This window comes from Rhodanobacter sp. UC4438_H5, assembly GCF_052978405.1.
In genome coordinates this window covers 2877815-2891616 of record NZ_CM129672.1, presented here as the reverse complement: position 1 = coordinate 2891616, position 13802 = coordinate 2877815, and the positions used below count along the sequence as shown (strand labels likewise).

The 13802-nt window shown below is 62.7% G+C and carries 7 protein-coding genes, 2 tRNA genes and 3 rRNA genes; 9 read left to right on the top strand and 3 right to left on the bottom strand.

The window, feature by feature from the left end:
- Positions 1 to 61: 61 nt before the first annotated feature.
- Positions 62 to 1273, top strand: a complete 1212-nt coding sequence (tyrS, locus tag ACVCL9_RS13320) for a tyrosine--tRNA ligase (protein WP_395120648.1) — start codon at positions 62 to 64, stop codon at positions 1271 to 1273.
- A gap of 200 nt (positions 1274 to 1473) precedes the next feature.
- On the opposite strand, the gene ACVCL9_RS13315 is transcribed toward tyrS, so the two are convergent.
- Positions 1474 to 1668 carry a hypothetical protein gene (locus tag ACVCL9_RS13315; protein WP_395120256.1) on the bottom strand — a complete coding sequence of 65 codons (195 nt, stop codon included), beginning with the start codon at positions 1666 to 1668 and terminating at the stop codon, positions 1474 to 1476.
- An 8-nt stretch (positions 1669 to 1676) separates the two neighbouring features.
- Here ACVCL9_RS13315 and ACVCL9_RS13310 point away from each other — a divergent pair.
- The 6 genes from ACVCL9_RS13310 (at position 1677) to ACVCL9_RS13285 (ending at position 8034) form a co-directional block, all read left to right on the top strand.
- Positions 1677 to 3222 (top strand): 16S ribosomal RNA (locus tag ACVCL9_RS13310).
- Positions 3223 to 3404: 182 nt separating this feature from the next.
- Positions 3405 to 3481: transfer RNA gene (locus tag ACVCL9_RS13305), tRNA-Ile, on the top strand.
- 39 nt (positions 3482 to 3520) lie between these two features.
- Positions 3521 to 3596 (top strand) — tRNA-Ala (locus ACVCL9_RS13300).
- Positions 3597 to 3798: 202 nt separating this feature from the next.
- A 23S ribosomal RNA gene (locus ACVCL9_RS13295) occupies positions 3799 to 6677 on the top strand.
- Positions 6678 to 6979: 302 nt separating this feature from the next.
- Positions 6980 to 7093 (top strand): 5S ribosomal RNA (gene rrf, locus ACVCL9_RS13290).
- The 16S, 23S and 5S rRNA genes sit together here with 2 tRNA genes alongside, the layout of an rRNA operon.
- A gap of 257 nt (positions 7094 to 7350) precedes the next feature.
- Complete coding sequence (locus ACVCL9_RS13285; protein WP_395120647.1) at positions 7351 to 8034, top strand: rhomboid family intramembrane serine protease; 684 nt, start codon at positions 7351 to 7353, stop codon at positions 8032 to 8034.
- Between the two features lie 7 nt (positions 8035 to 8041).
- Here ACVCL9_RS13285 and ACVCL9_RS13280 read toward each other — a convergent pair whose 3' ends face one another.
- Positions 8042 to 8764, bottom strand: coding sequence for a glutamine amidotransferase (locus ACVCL9_RS13280; RefSeq protein WP_395120646.1), 723 nt, complete (start codon positions 8762 to 8764; stop codon positions 8042 to 8044).
- A 27-nt stretch (positions 8765 to 8791) separates the two neighbouring features.
- A complete protein-coding gene (locus ACVCL9_RS13275; RefSeq protein WP_447097775.1) occupies positions 8792 to 10612 on the bottom strand; it encodes a GspE/PulE family protein in 1821 nt (606 codons plus the stop codon).
- A 99-nt stretch (positions 10613 to 10711) separates the two neighbouring features.
- Between ACVCL9_RS13275 and glyQ the strand changes: the two genes are divergently transcribed.
- Together glyQ and glyS are read left to right on the top strand one after the other, a co-directional pair.
- Positions 10712 to 11629: a glycine--tRNA ligase subunit alpha gene (gene glyQ / locus ACVCL9_RS13270; RefSeq protein WP_447097776.1), complete on the top strand. Its 918-nt coding sequence runs from the start codon at positions 10712 to 10714 to the stop codon at positions 11627 to 11629.
- A complete protein-coding gene (gene glyS, locus ACVCL9_RS13265) occupies positions 11626 to 13773 on the top strand; it encodes a glycine--tRNA ligase subunit beta (protein ID WP_447097777.1) in 2148 nt (715 codons plus the stop codon). The genes glyQ and glyS overlap by 4 nt, the downstream gene beginning before the upstream one ends.
- The last annotated feature ends 29 nt before the right edge of the window (positions 13774 to 13802 follow it).

Here is a 13802-nt window from a genome sequence, read left to right as displayed (position 1 = left end):
TAACGCCTCTCCGTTTCGCGCCGCCCGGTTCATTTTCCATGCCCCATCCAGCGAGAAATCCATGAGCGAGCACGAGCACGCCCTGTCCACGATTGCGCGTGGCGCCGACGAAATCATCAAGCGCGAGGAGCTGGTCGAGCGCCTGAAATCGGGGCGTCCACTGCGGGTCAAGGCCGGCTTCGATCCGACCGCGCCGGACCTGCACCTGGGTCACACGGTGCTGCTTAACAAGATGCGCCAGTTCCAGGATCTGGGTCACCAGGTCATCTTCCTGATCGGCGACTTCACCGGCATGATCGGCGACCCGACCGGCAAGAACGTCACCCGCAAGCCGCTCACGCGCGAGGATGTGCTGGCCAATGCCGAGACCTACGCCGAGCAGGTCTACAAGGTGCTGGACCGCGAGAAGACCGAGCTGCGCTTCAACTCCGAATGGTTCGACAAGATGTCGGCCGCCGACATGATCCGGCTGGCCGCGCAGCACACCGTGGCGCGCATGCTCGAGCGCGACGATTTCACCAAGCGCTATGCCGCGCAGCAGCCGATCGCCATCCACGAGTTCATGTACCCGCTGACCCAGGGTTACGACTCGGTGGCCTTGAAGGCGGATATCGAGCTCGGCGGCACCGACCAGAAGTTCAACCTGCTGATGGGCCGCAGCCTGCAGGAACACTATGGCCAGCCGCCGCAGATCGTGCTCACCATGCCGCTGCTGGAGGGGCTGGACGGCGTCAACAAGATGTCCAAGTCGCTTGGCAACTACATCGGCATCAACGAACCGGCCATCGACATCGTCACCAAGACGATGAAGATCGGCGACGAGTTGATGTGGCGCTGGTTCGAGCTGCTCAGCTTCGAGGTGTCGCTGGACGAGCTGGCGCGCATGAAGCGCGATGTCGAGGGTGGCCAGCTCAACCCGCGTGACGCCAAGTTGCGTTTGGCGCGCGAGCTGGCTGCACGTTTCCACGCCCCTGCCGCCGCCGAACAGGCGATCGCCGGCTGGCATGCCGTCGTGCGCGGCGAAGGCGACACCGCGCTGCTGCCGCAAACCGACATCGCCGTGCCGGCCGAGGGCTTGCGCCTGGCCGCGCTGCTCACCGCCGCCGGCCTGACCACCAGCAACTCCGAGGCAACCCGGAAGCTGAAGGAGCGTGCCGTTCGCATCGACGCGGCCGTCGCGGAAGACGCACAGCGCGTTTTCCATGCCGGCTTCGAGGGCGTCCTGCAGGTCGGCAAGCGCAATTTCGCGCGGGTGCGGCTGGTCGTCGCCTGAACCGACAGCCGCATTCTCGCGGCGCGAATTCGCGGCCGACGCAGAAAACACTTGCCAAAAAAAGCGCAGGCCGTATGATTCGCGGCCCACGTCGGCCCAACGCCATGGGGCGCGACATGCGACACCTCGACGAACTTCCCTGAAGGTGTTGACGGTCTCGGAAAGCGATGTAGAATGGGCGGCTCACCCGGGACGAAAGGTCACGGGGCGATCACCGAAAGGCGGTCGGGCAGCGAAGATCTTTGACAGTGTGCGCAGGTGAATTGTGTGGACGTCTTGCGTTGATGGGTCGTGACCTGTCCAAGCAATGCAAGCGTCCCACCAAGTAAAAAGTCAGTAATGAGTTTTGATTGGTTGGGAACATACGCTTCGGAAAGATAGATGGCTTCGGTCATCGAAAACTTAAGTGAAGAGTTTGATCCTGGCTCAGATTGAACGCTGGCGGCATGCCTAACACATGCAAGTCGAACGGCAGCACAGAGGAGCTTGCTCCTTGGGTGGCGAGTGGCGGACGGGTGAGTAATGCATCGGGATCTACCCTGACGTGGGGGATAACCTCGGGAAACCGGGACTAATACCGCATACGTCCTACGGGAGAAAGCGGGGGACCTTTTAGGCCTCGCGCGGCAGGACGAACCGATGTGCGATTAGCTAGTTGGCGGGGTAATGGCCCACCAAGGCGACGATCGCTAGCTGGTCTGAGAGGATGATCAGCCACACTGGGACTGAGACACGGCCCAGACTCCTACGGGAGGCAGCAGTGGGGAATATTGGACAATGGGCGCAAGCCTGATCCAGCAATGCCGCGTGTGTGAAGAAGGCCTTCGGGTTGTAAAGCACTTTTATCAGGAGCGAAATCTGCATGCTTAATACGTGTGCAGTCTGACGGTACCTGAGGAATAAGCACCGGCTAACTTCGTGCCAGCAGCCGCGGTAATACGAAGGGTGCAAGCGTTAATCGGAATTACTGGGCGTAAAGGGTGCGTAGGCGGTTCGTTAAGTCTGTCGTGAAATCCCCGGGCTCAACCTGGGAATGGCGATGGATACTGGCGAGCTAGAGTGTGTCAGAGGATGGTGGAATTCCCGGTGTAGCGGTGAAATGCGTAGAGATCGGGAGGAACATCAGTGGCGAAGGCGGCCATCTGGGACAACACTGACGCTGAAGCACGAAAGCGTGGGGAGCAAACAGGATTAGATACCCTGGTAGTCCACGCCCTAAACGATGCGAACTGGATGTTGGTCTCAACTCGGAGATCAGTGTCGAAGCTAACGCGTTAAGTTCGCCGCCTGGGGAGTACGGTCGCAAGACTGAAACTCAAAGGAATTGACGGGGGCCCGCACAAGCGGTGGAGTATGTGGTTTAATTCGATGCAACGCGAAGAACCTTACCTGGCCTTGACATGTCCGGAATCCTGCAGAGATGCGGGAGTGCCTTCGGGAATCGGAACACAGGTGCTGCATGGCTGTCGTCAGCTCGTGTCGTGAGATGTTGGGTTAAGTCCCGCAACGAGCGCAACCCTTGTCCTTAGTTGCCAGCGAGTAATGTCGGGAACTCTAAGGAGACTGCCGGTGACAAACCGGAGGAAGGTGGGGATGACGTCAAGTCCTCATGGCCCTTACGGCCAGGGCTACACACGTACTACAATGGTCGGTACAGAGGGTTGCAATACCGCGAGGTGGAGCCAATCCCAGAAAGCCGATCCCAGTCCGGATTGGAGTCTGCAACTCGACTCCATGAAGTCGGAATCGCTAGTAATCGCGGATCAGCTATGCCGCGGTGAATACGTTCCCGGGCCTTGTACACACCGCCCGTCACACCATGGGAGTGGGTTGCTCCAGAAGGCGTTAGTCTAACCGCAAGGAGGACGACGCCCACGGAGTGGTTCATGACTGGGGTGAAGTCGTAACAAGGTAGCCGTATCGGAAGGTGCGGCTGGATCACCTCCTTTCGAGAACGACACGTCGCACCGATCGGTGCAAGACGTCCACACAAGACACCTGTATTTTACGCAAAGTCCCTTTTGCGAAGAGCGAACATCAAGACCGGCCATCCGTGGCCGGACTCTTCAACAAAAGCTGCTCCGAACGGAAGTTCGAGAGAGGCTGGTGTAGGTTCTGGGGCTCGATCTCTGGGTCTGTAGCTCAGGTGGTTAGAGCGCACCCCTGATAAGGGTGAGGCCGGTGGTTCGAGTCCACCCAGACCCACCATTGTTCCGAGGTTCGGAACAATCCGGATATCCCTTCGACGGGGCCTTAGCTCAGCTGGGAGAGCACCTGCTTTGCAAGCAGGGGGTCATCGGTTCGATCCCGATAGGCTCCACCAGGATGTCGCTGCGTAAAATATCAGCACACAAAAGATTTGAAATCGACCGGCATTGAGGCCGGCACGATGTTCTTTGAAAACACGTAAACGAGTGACAAGCGTCTTGGTTCGAACCGAACCGAGGCAAGTGTTAAGGCACGAAACGAAGTAACTTGGCTGCCCCTGAGGAGGGGGCATGCCCCGAGGCGACTTGGGGTTATATGGTCAAGCGACTAAGCGTATACGGTGGATGCCTTGGCAGTCAGAGGCGATGAAGGACGTGGCAGCCTGCGAAAAGTGTCGGGGAGCTGGCAACAAGCTTTGATCCGGCAATGTCCGAATGGGGAAACCCACCGCGCAAGCGGTATCGCATGATGAATACATAGTCATGCGAGGCGAACCCGGGGAACTGAAATATCTAAGTACCCGGAGGAAAAGAAATCAACCGAGATTCCGTCAGTAGCGACGAGCGAACGCGGACTAGCCCAAAAGTATCTTGTGTTCTAGTCAAACGGCATGGAAAGGCCGGCCATAGATGGTGATAGCCCAGTCGACGAAAGGGCACTTGATATGAAATTGAGTAAGGCGGGGCACGTGAAACCTTGTCTGAACATGGGGGGACCATCCTCCAAGGCTAAATACTCCTGACTGACCGATAGCGAACTAGTACCGTGAGGGAAAGGCGAAAAGAACCCCGGAGAGGGGAGTGAAATAGACCCTGAAACCGTATACGTACAAGCAGTGGAAGCCCGCAAGGGTGACTGCGTACCTTTTGTATAATGGGTCAGCGACTTACTGTCTGTGGCAAGCTTAACCGTATAGGGGAGGCGAAGAGAAATCGAGTCTGAATAGGGCGCATAGTCTCAGGCAGTAGACCCGAAACCGAGTGATCTATCCTTGGCCAGGTTGAAGGTGCGGTAACACGCACTGGAGGACCGAACCCACATCTGTTGCAATAGATGGGGATGAGCTGAGGATAGGAGTGAAAGGCTAAACAAACTCGGAGATAGCTGGTTCTCCTCGAAAGCTATTTAGGTAGCGCCTCGGACGAATCTTCCTGGGGGTAGAGCACTGTTATGGCTAGCGGGTCATCGCGACTTAGCAAACCATGGCAAACTCCGAATACCAGGACAGACTATCCGGGAGACACACGGCGGGTGCTAACGTCCGTCGTGAAAAGGGAAACAACCCAGACCCGCAGCTAAGGTCCCCAAGTTCTAGCTAAGTGGAAAACGATGTGGAAAGGCATAGACAGCCAGGAGGTTGGCTTAGAAGCAGCCATCCTTTAAAGAAAGCGTAATAGCTCACTGGTCGAGTCGGTCTGCGCGGAAGATTTAACGGGGCTAAGCTAGACACCGAAGCTCGGGGTGCACAGCAATGTGCGCGGTAGAGGAGCGTTCCGTAAGCCTGTGAAGGTGGATTGTAAAGTCTGCTGGAGGTATCGGAAGTGCGAATGCTGACATGAGTAACGATAAGGGGGGTGAAAAGCCCCCCCGCCGAAAGCCCAAGGTTTCCTCGCGCAACGTTCATCGGCGCAGGGTGAGTCGGCCCCTAAGGCGAGGCAGAAATGCGTAGTCGATGGGAAGCGGGTTAATATTCCCGCACTTTTCTACAGTGCGATGTGGGGACGGAGAAAGTTAGGTCTACCGGGCGTTGGTTGTCCCGGGGAAAGGAGGTAGGCATGGATCTTTGGCAAATCCGGGATCCTTTATGCCGAGCACTTATGACGAGCCCTTTTGGGCGAAGTGACTGATACTACGCTTCCAGGAAAAGCCACTAAGCTTCAGCTGTAGAAGAACCGTACCGTAAACCGACACTGGTAGGCAGGGTGAGAATCCCAAGGCGCTTGAGAGAACTCGGGTGAAGGAACTAGGCAAAATGGCACCGTAACTTCGGGAGAAGGTGCGCCCATCAGTGTGGCTACATGCGTAGCTGAGCACCGATGGGTCGCAGTAACCTGGCCGCTGCGACTGTTTATCAAAAACACAGCACTCTGCAAACACGAAAGTGGACGTATAGGGTGTGACGCCTGCCCGGTGCTGGAAGGTTAATTGATGGGGTCAGCCGCAAGGCGAAGCTCTTGATCGAAGCCCCAGTAAACGGCGGCCGTAACTATAACGGTCCTAAGGTAGCGAAATTCCTTGTCGGGTAAGTTCCGACCTGCACGAATGGCGTAACGACAGCGGCGCTGTCTCCACCCGAGACTCAGTGAAATTGAATTCGCTGTGAAGATGCAGCGTTCCCGCGGCAAGACGGAAAGACCCCGTGAACCTTTACTATAGCTTTACACTGAACGTTGAGTTCTTCTGTGTAGGATAGGTGGGAGGCTTTGAAGTGCAGACGCCAGTTTGCATGGAGCCATCCTTGAAATACCACCCTGAAGTGCTTGACGTTCTAACCTCGGCCCGTTATCCGGGTCAGGGACCGTGTATGGTGGGTAGTTTGACTGGGGCGGTCTCCTCCCAAAGAGTAACGGAGGAGCACGAAGGTACGCTCAGCGCGGTCGGACATCGCGCACTGTGTGCAAAGGCATAAGCGTGCTTGACTGCGAGATCGACGGATCAAGCAGGTACGAAAGTAGGTCTTAGTGATCCGGTGGTTCTGTATGGAAGGGCCATCGCTCAACGGATAAAAGGTACTCCGGGGATAACAGGCTGATACCGCCCAAGAGTTCATATCGACGGCGGTGTTTGGCACCTCGATGTCGGCTCATCACATCCTGGGGCTGTAGCCGGTCCCAAGGGTATGGCTGTTCGCCATTTAAAGTGGTACGCGAGCTGGGTTCAGAACGTCGTGAGACAGTTCGGTCCCTATCTGTCGTGGGCGTTGGAGATTTGAGGGGGGCTGCTCCTAGTACGAGAGGACCGGAGTGGACGTTCCGCTGGTGTTCGGGTTGTCTCGCCAGAGGCATTGCCCGGTAGCTATGAACGGAAGTGATAACCGCTGAAAGCATCTAAGCGGGAAGCACGCCCCAAGATGAGATCTCCCGAGAGCTTGACTCTCCTGAAGGCACCATCAAGACCAGGTGGTTGATAGGCAGGATGTGGAAGCGCAGCAATGCGTTGAGCTTACCTGTACTAATGAGCCGTGCGGCTTGACCATATAACCCCAAGTGGCTTTGTTTGACGCAGGTCCCTCTGCGGAGCCACCGGCCATCCCTGGCCGGACTCTTCAAAGGAGCCGCCTCGAGCACTGTCTCGAAACGTTTGAATTTCACCTCGACGCTTGTCACTCGTTTACGATTTATCTCACGTGAGATCCCTCTCACGGAAAGAAGAGTCAACACCTCGCCATCCATGGCGGACTCTTCAACACCTCGAGGGATCTTTCGCGGAAGAGCCGGCCGTCAGGGCCGTCTCTTCAGAAACGTGGAGCTGGCGCACGCGCGCTGCTCCCACCCCTTCCCTGGCGGCCATAGCGGCGTGGTCCCACCTGATCCCATCCCGAACTCAGAAGTGAAACGCGCATGCGCCGATGGTAGTGTGGCTTTGCCATGCAAGAGTAGGTCACCGCCAGGGGCTTTATCCCGAAACACCCTCACCGGCAACGGTGGGGGTTTTTCTTTTCTGCCGCCGCCACCGCCGCCCGCAACCTGCAACAGGTCACCGCCAGGGAGCTTGTCCCCCGCGGGCCTTCCTTTCCGGGGTGGCCTGCGCTCGGGTGACCTTGCGACAGCCACCGGCCAAGAGCCGCATTGCGTCAAGGTCATGCGGCAGCGATCGCCTATGATGGCCAGGTCACGCGCCAGCGCGCGGGCGAGGCGGAGGGATGGCTTTTGTTTGTCCATGTGGAAACGCGCCGCCGGCCGCGCTGGCATTGGGCGACCGTGCTGCTGGTCAGTCTGTGCGTGGTCTGTTTCGTCGGATTGGCAATGATCCCGGCGCCGCAGCGCATCGCGCTGCTGCTGCAGTGGGGTACGGTGCCGGCGAACATCTTCGATGCGCACGAGCCATTGCTGCCGCAGCTGACCGATCCGGCGCTGCTGCGGCTGTTCACGGCGCTCTTCATCCACGTCACCTGGCTGCATCTGCTGGGCAACCTGCTGTTCCTGGTGATCTTCGGCTTGCCCGGTGAGCGTGCGCTGGGATCGTTGCGCTTCCTGGTGCTGTTCGTCATCGGCGGCGTGGTGGCCAACCTGATCGGGGCGCTGTCGCTGGCCGGCGTGCGCCTGCCGATCATCGGCTGCAGCGGTGCAGTATCGGCGGTGGTGGGCGCCTACGTGGCGCTGTTTCCGCGGGCACGCCTGGGCCTGGTGTTGCCGCTCGGCCTGTATTTGCAGTTCGTGCGCGTGCCGGCCTTCCTGCTGATCGGCATGTGGGTGCTGCTGCAATTGCTGTTCAGCTATGCCGGGCCCAGCTATGGTGCCTACGTGTGGTGGGCGCACATCGGCGGTTTCGTGTTCGGCGTGGGGTTTGCGCTGTTCTCGCGCGAGGCGATCGCCAGGCGCTTGCGCGGCTGATGGCGGCTCAGTCGCCGGCCCAACCGTGCAGATGGGCGAAGCGGCGCAACAATCGGCGCGCGATCGGGGTGGCGGCCACGTCACTGAAGATGCGCGCGGCGTCGGCACCTTCGCGATGCAGGTCGTGGCGCTTGCGCCGGATGTAGGCGCGCATCACCTCGGCGTTGAACTCGGGATGAAACTGGACGCTGATCGCGTTCGGCCCGTAGCGCAGCCACTGGTGCGGGTCGCGTGCCGAGCTGGCCAGGATCTGCGCCCCCGCGGGCGGCTCCAGCACGCTCTGCTCGTGCGTGGTGTGCGCGCGAAAACTGGCGGGGAGGCCAGCGCCCAGCGGGTCGTGCGCCTGCCCTGCGCTGACCCCGATCGACTGGGTGCCGATCTCACGCCCGCCGGGCAGGTAATCGACCCGTCCACCCAACGCGTGCGTCATCAGCTGGTGGCCGTAGCAGACGCCGAACAGGGGCACCTCGGCGTCCATCGCGTCGCGGATCCAGCCGGCGGTCGCTTCGCTCCAAGGTAGTTTCTCGGTGACCATCGCGGCCGAGCCGGTGACGATGGCGCCGGCCACCTCGCCCGCCGCCGGCAGCGTTTCGCCGGCCGCCACGTCGACGATGCGCAGGCGCTCCGGGCGCAGTCCGGCGGCGAGGCGGAACCAGTGCGGAAAATCGCCGTGGCGCGCACGGATGCTGTCCGGCGCCCGGCCGGTACGGATGATCAGGACGGGTTTCATGCGGTGTCTCGGGGGAGGTTTGACGCGCTAGTGCGGATCATCGGCCAAGGCGTCGATCGGTGGCAACACGGTCAGCACTTCCTGCACCGTGGTCAGTCCGGCGGCGACCTGGTCGGCGGCGGAGATGCGCAGCGGGCGCATGCCCTCGTCCAACGCAGCCTGGCCGAAGCCGCTGAGGTCGAGTTCGGCCGAGATCATGCCGCGCAGATGCGGCGAGAGCTTCATCATCTCGTAGATGCCGGTGCGGCCCATGAAGCCGGTGTTGCGGCATTCCAGGCAGCCGACCGCCCGGTACACCTGCGCCGGCACCGGCATCGACCAGCCGCGGGTCAGCACGTTCCACGCCAGCGGGTCCTGGGTGGTGGCCTGCTTGCAATGCGGGCACAGCGTGCGCACCAGGCGTTGCGCCACCACGCCGGTGAGGGTGGACTGGATCAGGTAGTGCGGCACGCCGAGATCGAGCAGGCGGGTGACCGCGCTGGGCGCGTCGTTGGTGTGCAGCGTGGACAGCACCAGGTGTCCGGTGAGCGAGGCCTGCACCGCCATCTGCGCGGTTTCCAGGTCGCGGATCTCGCCGACCATGATGATGTCCGGGTCCTGCCGCAGCAGCGTGCGCACACCGGCGGCGAAATCGAGGTCGATCGCCGCGTGCACCTGCATCTGGTTGAACTCCGGCGAGACCATCTCGATCGGGTCCTCCACGGTGCACACGTTGAGTTCTGGCGTGGCCAGGTGCTTGAGTGTGGAATACAGCGTGGTGGTCTTGCCCGAGCCGGTGGGGCCGGTGACCAGCACGATGCCGTGCGGGCGCTCGACCATGTTGCGCCAGTTCTCCGCCTCGCTCGGCGAGAAACCCAGCTGGGCGAAATCCTTCACCACCAGATCCGGATCGAAGATGCGCATCACCACCTTCTCGCCGAAGGCGGTGGGCATGTTCGAGATGCGCAACTCCACCTCGCGCCCGGAGGCAGAGCGCGTCTTGATGCGGCCGTCCTGCGGCCGGCGCTTCTCGGCCACGTCCATGCGGGCGAGGATCTTGATGCGTGCGGTCACTGCGGTCATCACCGGCGCCGGCAACTCGAACACTTTCTGCATGACGCCGTCGATGCGGAAGCGGATGTAGCCGGTCTCGCGTCGTGGTTCCAGATGGATGTCCGAGGCGCGCTGCTCGAAGGCGTACTGCAGCAGCCAGTCGACGATGTGCACCACATGGCGATCGTCGGCGCCGACCTCGCCGCTCTTGCCCAGCTCCACCAACTGCTCGAAGTTGAGGATCGCCGAGGAGCTGTCGCTGCCGGTCTTGGCGTCCTGCGCCAGCTGGATCGAGCGCTGGACGCCGTAGAACTCCTGCTGGTAGCGGTTGATGTCGATCGGGCTGGCCACGACGCGTTTGATGTCCCGCCGCAGCATGTGGGCCAGGTCGGGCGCCCAGGCGTCGTCGAACGGTTCGCTGGTGGCGAACGTCACCTCGCCCACGGTCGCCGCGATCGGCAGGATGCGGTGCCGTTTCGCGTAGGCCAGGCTCACCACCTGGGTGACCGTGGCTGCGTTGATCTTCATCGGATCGATCTTGAGGTACGGCAAGCCGGCATGGCCGGCCAGCCACTCGGCCAGCGTCTCCAGGCTCAACGGCCGGCCGGGCTCGCGCTGGTTGATCAACTTGGCGTTGGCGATCACCACCAGCGGGTGCAGCTCCACCGTGCTGCGGCCGGCGCGCGCGCCCATGCGCACGTTCTTCGCATCCTCGGCGAGCGCGTAACCGTCGACCACCAGCGCGGCCAGCACCTCGTCCAGTTCGAGTCGGCCACGACGGCCGAGCAGCGAGGCAATTTGTGGCGATGCAGCCATCCGGCAAGTGTCCTGTGCGAGGCTCCGCCAGCCGGAAATTCCAGCCGCAAAGCGAGCTGCGGCTATACTAACGCGCTTTAACCCAGGTCACGGAAAGCCATGTCCGCGCGCACCTTCCAGGATGTGATCCAGACCCTCAACCGCTACTGGGCGGCGCAGGGTTGCGTACTGCTGCAGCCGCTGGACACCGAAGTGGGCGCCGGTACGTTCCATCCGGCCACCTTCCTGCGTGCGCTCGGCCCGGAGCCCTGGTCGGCCGCTTATGTGCAGCCGTCGCGTCGCCCCACCGACGGCCGCTACGGCGAAAACCCGAACCGCCTGCAGCACTACTACCAGTACCAGGTAGTGATGAAACCGAACCCGGAGAACATCCTGGAGTTGTACATCGGCTCGCTGAAGGAGCTCGGCCTCGACCCGCTGGTGCACGATCTGCGCTTCGTCGAGGACAACTGGGAATCACCCACGCTGGGTGCCTGGGGACTGGGTTGGGAGGTGTGGTTGAACGGCATGGAGGTCACCCAGTTCACCTACTTCCAGCAGGCCGGCGGCATCGAGTGCCGGCCGGTCACCGGCGAGATCACGTATGGCCTGGAGCGCCTGGCCATGTACCTGCAAAACGTGGATAGCGTTTTTGACCTGGTCTGGACTGACGGCCCGCGCGGCACCGTCACCTACGGCGATGTGTTCCACCAGAACGAAGTCGAGCAGAGCACCTACAACTTCGAGCACGCCAACGTGGCCGAGCTGCTGCGCTGGTTCGATGTCTGCGAGGGCGAGGCGAACAAGCTGGTGGCGGCCAACCTGCCGCTGCCCGCCTACGAGCAGGTGATGAAGGCCAGCCACACCTTCAACCTGCTCGATGCGCGCCGCGCGATCAGCGTCACCGAGCGCCAGCGCTACATCCTGCGCGTGCGCGCGTTGTCGCGTGCCGTCGCCGAGGCCTACGTGGCGCAACGCGAGAAGCTGGGCTTTCCCGGCCTCAAGCACGCTGGTGCCCACCAGGAGCAGGCCGCATGAACGCCGGCAAGTCGCTGTTGATCGAACTGGGCACCGAGGAACTGCCGCCGCGCGCACTGGACGAGCTGTCCGCCGCATTCCTGCGCGGCATCGTGGGCGGGCTGGCCGCGCGCGGCGTCAGCGCCGGGCTGGACCAGGCGGTGGCCTACGCCTCGCCGCGCCGGCTGGCGGCCTTCATCCCCGCGGTGGCGGCGGCGCAGCCGGCGCAATCCATCGAACGCCGCGGCCCCGCGGTGGCCGCCGCGCTCGACGCCGAAGGGCGGCCGTCGAAGGCCCTGCTCGGTTTCGCGCACTCATGCGGCGTCGACGTCGGCCAGCTGGAGAAGCTCGAAACCGACAAGGGCGCGTGGTTTGTCTGGCGTGCGGTCAGGCCGGGCCAGTCGCTGGCGGCCCTGCTGCCGGAGATCATCGACGAGGCGCTCAAGGCGCTGCCGATCCCGCGCCCGATGCGCTGGGCCGACCACGACTACAGTTTCGTGCGCCCGGTGCACTGGCTGGTGATCCTGCACGGCGCCGACATCGTCGACGGCCAAGTGCTGGGCCTGGCCAGCGGGCGCAAGTCGCGCGGCCACCGTTTCATGCATCCGCAACCGGTGCACGTGGCCGACGCCGATGGCTGGCTCGACGCGATGCGCGCCGCAAAGGTGCTGGCCGATCCGCGCGAGCGGCGTCAGCGCATCCACCAGCAGATCGAGCTCGCCGCGCAAGGCACCGGCGGCACGCCGCAACTGGATGACGCGCTGCTGGACGAGCTGGCCAACCTCACCGAATGGCCGGTGGCGATCGCCTGCACCTTCGAGCGCCGCTTCCTGGAAGTGCCTGCCGAGGCACTGGTCACCACCATGGTGGCGAACCAGAAATTCGTGCCGGTGTTCGACGCCGAGGGCAAGCTGACCGAACACTTCATCGGCATCGCCAACATCGAGAGCAAGGACCCGGTTGAGATCCGCCGTGGCTACGAACGGGTGATCCGGCCGCGTTTCGCTGACGCCAAGTTCTTCTGGGACGAGGACCTCAAGACGCCGCTGGCCAGCTACCAGGAGCAGCTGAAAAACGTCACCTACCAGCAGGCGCTGGGCAGCCAGTGGGACAAGAGCGTGCGCGTGGCCGAACTGGCGCGGGTGGTGGCCAACCGGATCGGCGTCGATGCGGCGCTGGCGACGCGCGCCGCCAGCCTGGCCAAGTGCGACCTGCTGACCCGCATGGTCGGTGAGTTTCCCGAGCTGCAGGGCGTGATGGGGCGCTATTACGCCGTCCATGACGGCGAACCGCCGGCGGTGGCCGAGGCGCTGGACAGCCACTACCAACCGCGCTTCGGTGGCGACCGCATCGCCGCGGACCCCCTGGGTCAGGTGCTGGCGGTGGCCGAGCGGCTCGATACCCTGGCCGGCATCTTCGCCATCGGCATGAAACCCGGTGGCAACAAGGACCCGTTCGCGCTGCGCCGCGCGGCGCTGGGCCTGGCGCGCACCCTGATCGAGGGCGGCCTGGAACTGGACCTGCGCGCGAGTTTCATCGAGGCGCTGGAGCAGTTGCCCGATGCCGCGCTGGCGGCCGGCCTCAAGCCCGGCAAGGACGGCAAGCCGCCGGCCCTGCAGGCGGGCGCGCGGCGTGCGATCCTGCTGGAGGAGCTGCTCGACTTCGTGCATGAGCGCCTGCGCGGCTACTACGCCGAACAGGGCTTCGAACACGGGGCCTTCGAAGCCGTGATGGCGGTGCAGCCGGCCAGCGTGGCCGACTTCGACCGGCGCCTGCGCGCGGTGGTGGAGTTTGGCCGCCGGCCCGAGGCGGCGAGCCTGGCCGCGGCCAACAAGCGCGTCGCCAACATCCTGCGCAAGCAGGCCGAGGAGGCCGGTGCGCCGCCGATCGGGCGGACGGTCGACCCGGCCTGTTTCGAGGCGGAGGCGGAGCGCGACCTGGCCGATGCGCTGGCCGCCGCGCGGCAGGACAGCGCCGCGGCCGAGGCCGCTGGCGATTACGCTGCCGTGCTGGCCCGCCTGGCACAACTGCAGGTGCCGGTGGATGCGTTCTTCGACAACGTGCTGGTGAACGCCGAAGACCCCGCCGTGCGGGCCAACCGCCTGGCGCTGCTCAATCAGTTGAAGAGCCAGTTCAGCACCGTGGCTGACATCGCCCTGCTCTGACGCCGAACCGCGGAACGGGCGAACGCCCA

Coding starts and splice junctions, on each gene's coding strand:
- tyrS (WP_395120648.1), top strand. CDS start 62: ATGAGCGAGCACGAGCACGCCCTGTCCACGATTGCGCGTGGCGCCGAC.
- glyS (WP_447097777.1), top strand. CDS start 11,626: ATGAACGCCGGCAAGTCGCTGTTGATCGAACTGGGCACCGAGGAACTG.
- ACVCL9_RS13280 (WP_395120646.1), bottom strand. CDS start 8,764: ATGAAACCCGTCCTGATCATCCGTACCGGCCGGGCGCCGGACAGCATC.
- glyQ (WP_447097776.1), top strand. CDS start 10,712: ATGTCCGCGCGCACCTTCCAGGATGTGATCCAGACCCTCAACCGCTAC.
- ACVCL9_RS13275 (WP_447097775.1), bottom strand. CDS start 10,612: ATGGCTGCATCGCCACAAATTGCCTCGCTGCTCGGCCGTCGTGGCCGA.
- ACVCL9_RS13315 (WP_395120256.1), bottom strand. CDS start 1,668: ATGACCGAAGCCATCTATCTTTCCGAAGCGTATGTTCCCAACCAATCA.